General features: G+C 45.3%; 9 protein-coding genes. All 9 read right to left on the bottom strand.

Annotated features, from left to right (window positions below):
* Positions 1–47: 47 nt before the first annotated feature.
* Positions 48–1319, bottom strand: a complete 1272-nt coding sequence (locus gpAD87_RS07950) for an alpha-L-fucosidase (RefSeq protein ID WP_064637329.1) — start codon at positions 1317–1319, stop codon at positions 48–50.
* Positions 1320–1359: 40 nt separating this feature from the next.
* Positions 1360–3105 carry a DUF4091 domain-containing protein gene (locus tag gpAD87_RS07945; protein ID WP_231952470.1) on the bottom strand — a complete coding sequence of 582 codons (1746 nt, stop codon included), beginning with the start codon at positions 3103–3105 and terminating at the stop codon, positions 1360–1362.
* A gap of 79 nt (positions 3106–3184) precedes the next feature.
* A complete protein-coding gene (locus gpAD87_RS07940; protein WP_197521383.1) occupies positions 3185–4876 on the bottom strand; it encodes an ABC transporter substrate-binding protein in 1692 nt (563 codons plus the stop codon).
* A 98-nt stretch (positions 4877–4974) separates the two neighbouring features.
* Positions 4975–5874 (bottom strand): carbohydrate ABC transporter permease, encoded by a 900-nt coding sequence (locus tag gpAD87_RS07935; protein ID WP_064637326.1) that lies wholly within the window; start codon positions 5872–5874, stop codon positions 4975–4977.
* A gap of 29 nt (positions 5875–5903) precedes the next feature.
* Complete coding sequence (locus tag gpAD87_RS07930) at positions 5904–6857, bottom strand: ABC transporter permease (RefSeq protein WP_064640796.1); 954 nt, start codon at positions 6855–6857, stop codon at positions 5904–5906.
* A gap of 267 nt (positions 6858–7124) precedes the next feature.
* A complete protein-coding gene (locus tag gpAD87_RS07925) occupies positions 7125–9347 on the bottom strand; it encodes a helix-turn-helix domain-containing protein (RefSeq protein ID WP_064637324.1) in 2223 nt (740 codons plus the stop codon).
* A 267-nt stretch (positions 9348–9614) separates the two neighbouring features.
* Positions 9615–11525: a DUF4832 domain-containing protein gene (locus gpAD87_RS07920; protein ID WP_064637322.1), complete on the bottom strand. Its 1911-nt coding sequence runs from the start codon at positions 11523–11525 to the stop codon at positions 9615–9617.
* A gap of 203 nt (positions 11526–11728) precedes the next feature.
* The gene (locus tag gpAD87_RS07915) at positions 11729–12565 is read right to left on the bottom strand and encodes a carbohydrate ABC transporter permease (RefSeq protein ID WP_064637320.1); all 837 of its coding nucleotides are present in this window, start codon (positions 12563–12565) and stop codon (positions 11729–11731) included.
* Positions 12566–12577: 12 nt separating this feature from the next.
* Positions 12578–13447 (bottom strand): carbohydrate ABC transporter permease, encoded by an 870-nt coding sequence (locus gpAD87_RS07910; RefSeq protein ID WP_064637318.1) that lies wholly within the window; start codon positions 13445–13447, stop codon positions 12578–12580.
* Between the last annotated feature and the right edge of the window lie 32 nt (positions 13448–13479).

Raw genomic sequence — 13479 nt, 5'->3', positions numbered from 1 at the left:
CAGCGACCACGTTCTGGTTACTGTTTCTTATTTTTTTTCATATTAATTTAGCTTAATGGATCTGGAGTTCCGCCACCAACATGATGGAAGCTTAGTTCCTGAAGTACTGCCTCTTGGTCACTTTCGATGATTTCAACAATAACACCCCGAATTTTGATCGCAGGGATACGAATAATTGCCTTATGACCTATATGCTGCCCTTCATAAATGGTCACAGGTCGTCTTGACTTTTGAGTAATGATGTCAATCTTGAAGCTTCGTATATTTTCACCAGCTGTAAGATCCTCTTGGATGATAACGTGGTCGAGCAACTGGGGCACCTCTGTCTCGTAAACCCACGATTTTTCAATTCTTCTGCATTGCTCGATTGTTGCAAATGGACGTTCGAAACGGCGAATTTCCGATCCGAATTCCAACAGTCTCTCTACGTCTTTCTGTGGAAGCAGACCGTTGCGATCCGGTCCAATATTCAGGAGCAGGTTAGCACCACGGCCAACGGAATGATAATAAATGCCCATAAGTTCTTCCGTACTTTTCAGGGTAAGTTCATTGCTATCGCTATAAAACCAATCTCCCCTTATTTGGACGTCACATTCCGCTGGCAGCCATAGGTGTTCAACCAATTGCTCTTTCTTTTCTGTCAAAATTGAAAACTCCGTTGAGTCCACTTCATTCCAGCATGGAATAGGTGCAATACCATCCTCGTTCCCAACCCACCGAAAGTCGGGGTCACCCATATTAAAAATTAAAATATGAGGCTGCAAGCGGCGAATTTCATCAATAATACGTTCCCAATCATATGAGTGTGCCTCAGAGCCACAACCGTCAAACCACAGAATATCGATGTCGCCATATTGCGTGAGCAACTCTGTGATTTGATTGACGAAATAATCGTCGTAGGCCTTCGCATCTTGGGTGTAAAAGTCAGCTGAACCATCATACGGTGAATAGTACAAGCCTGGTTTCATATCATATTTTCGGCAAGCATCAACAAATTCGCGTATGACATCCCCTTGCCCACCCTTCCACTGAGAAGCCGCCACACTAAATCGACTGTAGTCGGAAGGCCAATTGGAAAAGCCGTCATGGTGCTTCGCAGTTAACACAGCATAGTTCATTCCGGCTTCTTTGGCCGACCGGATCCACTGCTCACAGTCTAAGTCAACAGGATTGAAAGTAGCCGGATCCATCTGCCTTTCATCAAAATCGACATATCCTTCATAAAAGGTGCGAAGTCCGAAATGAAGAAACAATCCAAATTCCCATTTTTGAAAAGCAAGTTGTTTGGCTGATGGCGTTAATTTTCGAACAAGATTCATATGATCACACCTTTCTCACCCCATTGTTTAATACAGCTGTTCATTCTGTTTGTCCGTTCTCAATCTCATATAGTCGATCGTAGTCCTCGATATTAAAACTGTATAATTGCATGGCCGTTTTGCCAGAGGAGGGTGCAAGCTCTCTCGGATGATTGAATCGAAATACTCGCTGGAGAATCTTTTCAACCTGCTCTTCCTGTCCATTCTGCTTTGCTATCTGCATATATTCATAATCGCGGATGCCTCGCTGCAGCCACTTATAACGCAGTGAAAGCAGCGGTTTGCCCCTTTTTCCCGGGTAAACGAAATTGGTATCCCCAGCCTTCCAAATCATAGGACGATAGGAAAGCCTCTCCAGAGGTTTGTCGGGCCACACGGTATAATTCCACCGTAGAAAGCCATCCAATTTCAGATTTTCTGCGAGCCAAGGGATCACCCGAGACTCAATTGACGGCGAACTGAGGAACGTGTTGGGTTTCTCTGGCGAGCAGCAAACGTAAAACGTAAATGTCCCCTTCACTACTTTTCTTAGCTGCTCTAGCTGTTCAAATTCCTCTGCAGCACAGTCAAGGACAGGCACATAATCAACGATTCCTTTGATATGTTTATGAATAAACTCGGTATGATTAATTGCTGCTTTATAGAGGAATGATGGCGCCATCTCGCGTAAGCATGCTAAACTTTCCTCAAATAAGCAGATATCAGCCGGTTCATCCGCAACAACACGAACGCGGTCAATCCACTTTTTCGAGATAAAATGCTGCTCTAGTGCCACTACATAAGCGCTAAGATCTGATTTATTTCGGATAAACTTATAGCTCCCGGTTTCTTCATCATAATAGCGGACGCGAATGGCATCGGGGTAATCATCCACAACTCCCCCAAACCCTTCATCCTCATGCTTCCAAATATTGATCAAGCCGAATACTTCTATTTCTTTGCATATTCCGTGCTTCTCTCCTATCTCAACATACCGATCCAAGTGCGTAAAATCATAGTCAAATCGACCGTCGCTCCGTCTCACGATTTGAACGATACTGTATTCATTCAAGTCGGATGGCTCAGCATCGATAAATGATCGTTGTCCGCTCCATGGCTCCTCTGAAACAACAAGCGTCAACGCCTTTTGTCCGAGCTGAGATAAGCTGTGAAGATACGAATCAAGAAGCGTAAAATGTTCATCGGTCCAATAGGAAACATCATATTTTCTTGCAATATTACAGTTATGCTGCCACAAGTCCAAAACGAAAGTATAATTTTGAGGCTCTGGCAGCACTTGTTCACTGATCGTTAAACGAAACGTCAGTTCTTTCTCCAAAACCTCATCCTCGAACATCGTATGCGTGTAGAATTTCAGCTTGCCTTCATATTGACCGCTTACAACGGAATCATCGGCATGAAGCTCCACCCACAAAGGTTGGATCTGACGCTTCCTAAGCCATTGGTAGGATTCATCCAGCAGAACATCTGAAGTCATAACACGATTATCGTCCTCTATCAACCCGATAAGCTGAAGATCGATCTTGCAGGGAGCATCCGTCTCCACCTCACAGCGCACGATTTTGATCGGCCCGCCCTTCCATAACAATGCATCCCGGTTAATCGTAACGAGCATATCCTCTTGATCTGAGTTGACCAATGCCTGGAAGGCGGCGCTGTCATTTTTACAGCAGCGAAGTTCCAAGTGTTTCACCTGCGTGTCTTCACGTCCCTGATTCCACCAATTGGACGACCACATATACTTATAGAACATGTTTTGCAAACCACAGTTCACTTTAAACTGCACCTCCGAGTCTAATCTGAAATCCTCCAGGTCCTCCTCCAGGTCAGACTTGAAGGTAGAATTATTTAGGGGAAATTTCGAATTATTTCGTATCAATTGCCTTCTGGTAAATTTCTATATACTGACCAAGCTGCAGACCATCCAGACCTTTTACATAAGAATCCCATTCTTTCTCGATGTCCTTGCTGCCCGTAATGAACTGAGCCATGTTTGACTTGACGTAATCTCGGATTGATGTTTTTAGTTGAGCCGCAACCTGAGTGTCTTCCAATGCTATGAATACGCTGGATGGATAATTCTCCTTCGATTGGAACGGCTCATATTGGGCTGATTCACGTTTCAGACGTACCTCGTAAGCTCCTTCAGCAAGCGGGTCCTGCAGTGCTGCCCATGAGTCTCGATATTGGTATGTGCGGAGGGAAGGTCCAAGCTGATCCCAGCGGTCGTTATACGTCATTTTGGTTTCACCATCAGAAATAATTGCATAAGTTGCCGGTTTACCGTCCATCCCCAGCTCGCCTTCCTCTGCTTTACGCCATCCTTTGCCTTCTGGACCATGCTCTTGGTTCACAATGGCTTCTTCTGTGTACAAGTAGTCAGCCAAACGGATTGCAGCGATTTTCTGTTCATCGGTCGCTTTGTTCGTAATGGCCATCTGCGATACACTTACTCCCGCAAAGTACCCAGCTTGCTGCACACCGTTCGGTCCTTTAAGGGGAGGCACGGTGACATACTCTTTATGACGTGGGTGTTTGTCATCGGGGCTGTGGGCGTAACTGATTAGAGCGGTTGTAATGCCGCCAATCACATTCGCGTCTTGACGGTTGCCCAATTGCTGGATGGCGTCGGAGTTTTGTGTGAATGATGCTGGATCAATCAGGCCTTCCGCATAGAGCTTTTTCAGGTACAATAATCCCTGCTTCCATTCTTCCTTATTGGCGACGAAATCCACTTTGCCGTCCTTTACCTGGAGAAAAGTCCCGTTGTCTTTGTCCACCTGATCGTCGATGATGAACGAATTCATCAAGAAGGAAGCGACGTTCCCTGCCCACATGTCGTCAGCGCCGGTAAGCGGAATTTCGTCTTTTATACCGTTACCGTTCGGATCATTTTCTTTAAAAGCTTTTAGCACTTCATAAAACTCGTCCGTCGTTGACGGCATTTTCAACCCAAGCTTATCCAGCCAGGACTGATTGATCCATAGCTTCTGTGCATAGTTGCAGTGATAGCACTCGTTCACTTGCGGAAGTGCATAAATGTTGCCGTCCGGTGAAGTGATAGAACTTTCCAGGTACGGCAGTTCAGCCATTGCTTTTTTGAAGTTAGGCGCATATTTATCAATCAAGTCGTTCAGAGGAATAAACACACCCTCTTTGCCGTACTTCATCTGCTCTTCTTTGGTTAAGCTCCCATGCAAAATGACTTCAGGATAATCACCGCTTGCCAGCATCAATTGTTTGCGGTCGTTTAGCGCTTTTTCGGGTACGAGATCCCATTTTATTTGAATATTCGTCTTGTCCTGAAGGTATTTCGTGAATGTATTGGTTTCCATATTCTCTATGACGGCGTACTGCGGAGCAAACATTTTGATCGTCATGGGCGTTTTGACAATCGGATATTCTCCAACGGGCGTAAACACGTCAGTTGCTTCTGGTGCACTAGCAGAAGGTGTATTCGTAGTTGTGCTCGAATCCCCGCTACAGGCGCTCAAGACGAGTGATAAACAGAGTGCAGCTCCGAGGACGCAAGAGAATGACTTTTTCCATGTTTTCATAGTTATGACCCCTCCCATTTATCGAACATAAATTTCAATTACAGAAGCATTCTATCTGGTCTTCAAGACCTCACCTCCTTAAAGCTACCTCCCCGTCATTAGCCTTTTAATGAACCAATCATGACACCTTTAACAAAGTGCTTCTGCACGAACGGATAAATGATCAGGACAGGTGCGCTTGCGACAACGATAAGCGAATATTTAAGCAAGTCCTTCAACCCTTGCTGCGCCAACATCTGATCAACATTGGTCACCATAGTCGGATCGATCGAGTTCAGAATAAGAATGTTACGCAACACGATCTGTAACGGGAACAATTCTGGAGATTTCAGGAAAATCAATGCATCGAAGTAAGCATTCCAGTGGCCCACAGCATACATCAACGTCAGCACAGCCAAAATGGGTTTGGAGAGCGGAATTACCATACTGGTAATGAACCGGATGTCACTACAGCCATCGAGTTCGGCAGCTTCCGCAATTTCCTCGGGAATCGTGGTCTGAAAAAAGGTCCGAGCGACAATCACTTGAAACACCGCCATGGCTCCTGGCAAAATCATCGCCCAACGTGTATCGAGGATATGAAGGTTTTTTACTACGAGATATAAGGGGATAAGCCCTCCTTCGAACATCATCGTGATGACTAGAAGGACCATGATGAAATTACGGCCGTAGAACGTTTTTCTGGCGAGCGGATAAGCAAGCATAACAGTCAAAGCAACGTTGACTGCTGTACCTATGACTGTATAATAGAGCGAGTTCAAGTAACCGAAAACGATTTGTGGATTTCGAAACACCGCTTTATAGCCTTCCAGCGTAAAGTCGACGGGTAACAGCCACACCTTGCCGGATACGACGGCTTGCGGTGAGCTAAACGATGATGAAATGATAAAGATGAGCGGAAAAAGGACGACAATCGTCACTACGCTCAAAAAAGCATAGACACCGAGTAGAAACAAACGATCACCATACGATTCCCGAATCCTTGACGCTTTGAACATATTTGTTCCTCCTTTCTGCTGATTTGCTGCTACCATAAACTCGAATTGGATAATTTCTTGGCAATGTAGTTAACGCTCACAAGAAGAATCAGATTGATGATCGAGTTGAAGAAACCGATTGCAGTCGAAAAGCTGAAGCTGGAGCTGAGCAGTCCCACCTTATACACATAGGTAGAAATGACTTCAGAAGTGCTGATGTTTAGGGGATTTTGCATCAAATATACTTTTTCGAAGCCAACTTTCATGAAATTCCCTAAATTCAATATGAGCAGAATGACGGATACAGGGATAAGGCTCGGTAAGTCAATATTAATAATTTTCTGCATCCGGGACGCACCATCCACTTTTGCCGATTCATATAGTTCAGGATTGACTCCTGCCAAAGCTGCAATGTAGATAATCGCACCATAACCTGAAAATTGCCATACATCCGACCAGACATAAATCGATTTGAACAAGCTCGGAATTCCCATGAAATTTGTATTTTCAATGCCTAGTAGTTGTGTGAACTTGCTAATAATCCCAACACTTGGCGACAAAGTTACGATGAGAATTGAGACCATGATAACCGTTGAAATAAAGTAAGGCGCGTAGGTGATCATTTGTACACTGCTTTTGAAAAAACCGTTACGAATTTCATTTAATGCAAGTGCCAATAGAATCGGAGCAGGAAAACCAACAAGCAAACCGTACAAATTAATGCCAAGCGTGTTCTTCAAATACAGCCAAAAGTTTGGCGATTCAAAAAATTGTTCGAAATATTTCAGTCCGACCCATGGGCTACCCCAAATACCTTGGATGACGTTGTACTCTTTGAAAGCAATGACAACGCCAGACATAGGTATATACTTGAAAATGACCAAATACAGCAACGGCAGAAATACGACCAAGTATAACTGCCAGTGACGTTTCATTTTTTTCCCAATGAAGCGTAATGATGATTTGCTGTCAGGCAATGCCGGTTCATGTGGCTGGCCTTGCATTGAAGTTTCGGGTTTCCTGATTCTTTTTTGCATGCTTGACATATGCTCCTTCTCCTTTCGTTCGATCTAATTGTTTGCGCTTACATTCTACATAGTAAAGTAGGATAACCAGGTGCAGCAAGAAACAATAATCGTTAACTTAACCGTCTTCGCATGGCCTGAAAATGCGCAACAGCTCCGTGTTTAGCCGGAGCTGCTGCATGAAATACATTATGAAACTGCTGGGTAAGCAGGCGTAGCAAACCATTTTCAACCAGTTAACCAAATTCAACCGATCTGTCTGCGTGCTGCTTCTTCGCGGAATTCGCTTGGGGAGTAGCCTACCACTTTCTTAAACACACGGCTGAATGAGATCGCGCTTGTATAACCTACCTTCTCAGCTACCTCCTGCATGGAACCTTGTGTTTCCGTGAGCAAGCGCTTTGCGGCCTGCAGGCGGATGTCAATCAAGAAGTCGACGAATTTCTGTCCGGTCTCTTCCCTGAACAGCTTGCTTACATATTTTCCATTAATGTTAAAGATTGAACTGAGATATTCAAGCGACATGTTCGGATTGGCATACTCCTCTTCGATCATTTCCCGCATATCTCGAATGGTAGCTGCATGCAAACGCCTGTTTTGCGCTTCCTTCAAACCTGTGAAAAAGCTGTTCAACACGGTCAAAGATTCTTCCCGCATTTGCTCGAGTGAATGGCACTCATCTATGATTTTACTGAGCCTCGGTAACCCGTCTCGCATCCATATTTCTTGGACCTCTTTTGTCATCCCGGATATTTCCAATCCCAAATAGTAAATTAAATAATTCATTAGATTTGTAATTTCATCTTTCGTTAACAACCCTAGCTTCATTTCATTCATGAGCTTATCGTACTTCGTCTTCCATTCGTCCTCAAGAAGTCTGAACGACTGGATGATGGATCGAATTAGATTTAATTGTGAGAACACCTCAACCTGGCCGTGATTTGTGATGTGTTCGCTAGTAATGAGCCTGTTTTCTCCTAACACTATTTTATATTTAAGCGCCCTAAGTGCCTCTTTATAAGAATTTGCGACGCTGGAAAGCTCTACGACCTGTTCACCGATACCTACCGTTACTGTAAATTTCAGATTTTCCTGCACCCACACACGAACGCTCTCGAAAAGTTTGAGTGTTATGGAAGTACTTGCTTCCTCCTCGCTGTCCACAATTACCATGACGCTTAGCTGAAATGCCGAAGTCCACTCTGACCAAAGCGCGAGCTCATATTTTGGAGCAAGCTCCTGAATAACACTGCGTAGCGCGAATTTAAGAAGGTTTTGGTCTCTGCGGGAGTATTGGCAGCAAAAATCACTGTATTTATCCATTTCGATCACAAGTACGACTTGTTTATTAAACGAGTATGGAAGCTGAAGACTGTTTGTTTCTCCTATCCATTCCTCATGGGTTAAACCCATGTCACCTTCAATGAGTTGGTGGAACAAGTACCTTTTTCGCAGATGCAGATCTTCATCGTGCTTTTGCTGATACTGATTCGATTGCTCAATAATATTGGACAAGGCCGATTCGATGAAGGAAAATTCATCTCCCATCTCCTTGGACAAAGGTAGACGGTAACCGCGGATTCGCGCCACAATCTGTTCCAGCGGTCTTGAATTGCGTCTGGTAACATAGAGCAGCCATACAAAACCACCCCCAATCGTCACGATACCGATGATAAACCAGACATTATATAATGAAGAGATCACATGGAACAACTTTCCATTTATAAGTCCGCTTTGGTAGGACCATCCGTTATAGCTCGATACATAATTGGAGAAAATCTTTGATTGTTCTTTAGAATGCAAGTCACTAAACAAATCGTTTCCCGCGGCGTCCCGAATTCCGATAAAGCTTGTTTTTGAATCGTATAGGTCAGCAATACTGTTCTGCAACGAATCAGTTGCCACATTGACGACGATCATGCCTTTTTCCCCTGTAATAAATGGCGCTCCTCGTACCAAACTAACGACAGGCTTACTCCCTTTTGTAGAAAACTGCTCGAAGCTTCTTATACCCGACCATTGCTTGGGTGCGAGCGGATCCATAGCCTTTTTAATAAATGGCTCGTCTCTGTAGTTGCTAAGTTGATCACTTGTCGCATTACTGAGCACGAAATTGTCTTCATAACGCACAAAATAGATCGAATCAATCATGGGGTAATAGGATATCATATCCTGCATTTTTTTAACTGCGCTTATGTTGATGAAAATGTTATTCTTCTCTTCATTATTAAAGAAATCAATCAACTGCTTATTATTTATGGTTTCCGACATTATCATATTGTCTATCGCCTTCAGGGAAGTATCGATCAGACGCATCGCCTGTAATGATAGCATTTTGTTGGCGTTAAGCGCCTCCTTACGGCTTTGTTCGCTTAGTATCTGAAAAAAAACAAAAAACGTAAACGTGATCACGACAATAAAAATCGGCATATAAGAAAACAGCAATCGATTAAATAACGTTTTCCTCATATCCAGCCCCCAATTTTTTAAACGGAATGATATATATTTACATATTGTACACGCTTACATCTGAAGACGTCCATACAAACGGTATGTCCACCCCTCAACAGTATGTAGACGAATTGCCTCTTTTTTAGCCATACAAAAATGCACCCCCTAGAATTTCATCGGCCAAACCCAGGGGTTTTTCCAATGTCTATTCTAAGGGGTGCACTTCACTCAACAGTAAGAGTCATTCTCTTAACTGTCTAACTGGAAGGGGATGGCTGACCTTCTTTACCCTCCCGAACCGGTAGGGTTCACACTCACTAAGATGCGGTCGATATCTGGGGCATAACCCGTCGGCTGTGAGAACAGCAACGTATTGGACCCCGCCTGCAGATGTACTGTCGTCTCCTGTGAAGCCACTGTTGTCCAAGCGCCGGAACTTGGAAAGTTGAGCGATGTACCAGCCGCTCCATTTACACTTAATATGGCGGAGCGACTCGCTTCACCATTCAAGTACTGGATCGTCAATTTGTAGTTGCCTGCTGACGGCACTGTTACACTATTGAACTTCAGCGTGCCGCTACCGTTGCCTAAATAACCCACCTTTGCCCCACCTGAGCAAGTCGTGCAGTTCGCAATGACCGCTGAACCTGCTAACGTGTTTCCCGCTGCCTCTGCCTCATAGGCGCTAACACCTGAATTCGGAGGTGTGACTGGCGTCACGGGTGGGTCAGCCAGTAAAGTAGAAGTCGTAGCACTCGCAGAAACGTGGAAACCGGACAGTGTTAGCCAGCCATTTAGGTTCGCGTCCTGACGCGTGTTCGCAAAACGAATGGTCTTGCCGCCGGTGAGTGGATTGACAATCCGCATGACTAACCTGTAGTCCCCTGCGGGAAGGTTGTGATTCGCACTATACGAGAAGGAATAGTCTGTGTCTCCAGGCAAGATGCTTTTCAGATTCCATGATTTCGTGCCAAGCGACTTAACCCATGTGTCGGAGGAATTCAGTACGCCGAACTCGACCTCCCAATTGTAGTAAAACGGAGCAACGCCCTTGTTCTGGAGTTTGACGTTGACTTGCAGTGAGGACGCCGATGAATCACTCAGCTGCACCGATGAATTGTACAGCGTATAACCAAGCATTTTATGAGCTCGCAGCGCATTAAGCTTAGCCGTCTCGTCAGGTAAAGAATTTTTGTACACACGATCATACATTAGCCAAGAGGCGTGTGTCGTTTCGACTGAGGTCTGGAAGTCTTCACCGTTTTGGTTGGGCCAGTGCTGCCAAAAACTCGTATCCTGCTGGAGGGGTGGGTATAATTCGCCACCAATCGGATGAGTCTTCCAGATGTTCTGCAGGCCGTTCTGCGTAATCAAATTCCAGAATCCCCAGTCATTCGCGAACAACGTTTCGTACGAAAAAGAATCATCATGGTAGCCGAAAGCGTTTTTCAAATCTGCTGTGCTCGCCGAATAAGGATACCTGGCCAGTACCTGCGTCTTCTGGAATGCACTCTTGAAAGCCGTAAGCAATCCGTCACGGTTACTTTGGTTCATCTCCCAATTCGTTGGGTCCGTATTGTAGGGCCATGTATGCCACTCTCCCCAAAATCCGTATAATCCGGTTGTCAGGAAGCCAATTCGAGGATCGCCATCATAGCGGGCCCCAAGTGCGGTGACGAACTGTCGCAAAGCCTGATTCAGATTTGCGTCGTTCCAGTCGGGGGCCAGACTGTGGGTGGATGTATCATGATTGCCGTTCTGATCATAATCTCGGGTCATAAGCCCGCCATTAATTAGAAACTGCGGAATACCGCTTGTACGCCCCGGGTAGTCAACGTAGACACGGAAAGCCGCCTGGTTGCCCCGACTAGCGATATCATTTAGATAGGCATCCAGCGGTGCCCAGTTGTATGTGTTCCAATCCGTCATCAGGTCACGAAGCGAAACGTAGAACCATTCCATGCTGTGCGGAAAACTGTTATTCGGATCAACACTTTCCGAGGGAAGCTTAGAGAAGGGTAAAAAGCCCTTCAGTGGATTTAGCTCCAGCCCTGCTTTGTTCGGGTCATAGGTTTGGGCCTGCCACTCCCCTGACGCATAGGCATGGTTGGGCTTGAAGTTCATAAACATTATCGAGCCAAGTAGACAAAAGACGACCATCATCAATCCTAGCCTTGCGATTCTTGCATTCGACATTGCATCTTTCACTCCTGTTCGCATGAGATTAACTATTAAATATGGCAACGAACTTGCTCGCCAGTCTCACTCACCCCCTCTCCAGCTCGAAACTCCACGCATGAACGAGAACACACCTCGTCTCTACTTGATGCAAAAAGCTTAGTAAACGTGGTGGTACGCTCAATCCATTTTCACAGATTACATCGGCGTAATTCAAAAGATCATCCCTTACTGGCACTGAAGGCAACACCCTCAATGAACCGCCGTTGGAAAATGAAAAACAGTATGAGCATCGGAATAACGGCCATGAACGCCCCAGCCATCAATACAGGATAATCTGTACCGAACATGGAGACAAGTGTGGCAAGGCCTGCCGACAGCGTTAATTTTTCCGGTGAACTGTTGATGATAAGTGGCCACTGTAGTTCATTCCATGACCAGAGCAGTTGTATGATAACGACTGCAACCAGTGCTGACTTGACAAGGGGTAGCATGATATAGCGAAAGATTTGAAACGGATTGCATCCGTCGAGCACTGCCGCCTCCTCCAATTCTTTAGAGATGCCGAGGAAAAACTGGCGCAGCAAAAAAGTCGCAAATGGGCTGACGAGCGAAGTGATCCAAAGTGCGGTCGTCGTATTCACCAATCCAAGTTTGCTCATCATCAAATATTGCGGTGTATAGAACACTGGGTTGGGAATCATCATGACCGAAATGATCAGAAAAAAACACAGCCCTCTACCCGGAAAGCGAATACGCGCAAATGCAAAGGCCGCCATCGCGCTGAAGACGACAGGGAATAACGTCTTCATGAACGCAGCCATCAGCGTATTCGCATAATAATGCAAGAAGGCCGATTGCCTTAGGGCGTCTACATAGCCTCGGAAACTCGGCTCGGCAGGTAATATCGTAATCGGAATCTGGGTCGCCTCCGTTGTCGTCTTGAGAGACGTAAGAATCATCCAGAGAAATGGAAGCACCATGACGGCTGCGCCAGCGATCAGAACCAAATGTATAATAAAATTGCTTCTATGCTTCGAAGAGACAACTCTGCTCACTTTCGTACCTCCTCAATCGTAAATCACCCATTTTTTTTGCAGCATGAACTGAATACCCGTCAAAACTAGGTTGATCACCAGCAACATGTTGACGATAGCTGCTCCATAGTTCTGATCGTAATAGATAAATGAATTTTGGTAATAAGCGTATACGAGAGAACGCACGGCCGGTAGCGCAACGTTCGTTTTACCAATAATCAGATAGATACTGTCAAAAATTTGAGTGGCACCGATCACAAGCACGATCGACGTAAAAAATAGCGTTGGTGTTAATAGCGGGAGCGTGATGGAACGAAACTTGCGAAAACCAACAGCGCCATCAATCTCAGCCGCCTCATACAGAGTGCGCGGAATTCCTTGAAGCCCAGCTAGGATCAGCAACATGTTAAAACCAATCGCTCCCCAAACACCGACCATGACAAGAGCATACATGGCGAACCGCTTGTCAGATATCCACGCGATGTGGGTGCCGAGTACGGAGTTCAGTAGTCCGTAATCCTGTGCGAAAATAATGACCCACACCATAGCAGCCGCGGCCGCCATCGTGACCTGCGGTAGAAAATAAATGACCCGATAGACAGACTGTCCCTTAATCTTTGCGTTAAGCAGTACGGCGAAGAACGTTGACAATATAATCGTCGTAGGTACAAACAGCACGACATAAAGTATCGTATTACGTAGATTTTGCCAGAACTCCTCGTCCATAAATAATCTCTCGTAGTTTGCCCAACCGACCCAGTGGTTGACAAGGCCGAAGTTTTCGGACTTCAGGAAGCTCAGATAGATGGAATACACAGCTGGCCAGCTCCAGAAAACGAGCGTTCCGATCAACGTCGGAGCGATCATCATATAAGCCCATATATATCTGCTTTTTGAATGCATTGCCTTCACCTCATTTGTGCCATAGGTATTCC

This window comes from Paenibacillus sp. AD87, assembly GCF_001659845.1.
GTDB lineage: Bacteria > Bacillota > Bacilli > Paenibacillales > Paenibacillaceae > Paenibacillus > Paenibacillus marchantiae.
Note: the sequence above shows the minus strand (reverse complement) of the source record. Positions and strands in the feature narration are given on the sequence as shown.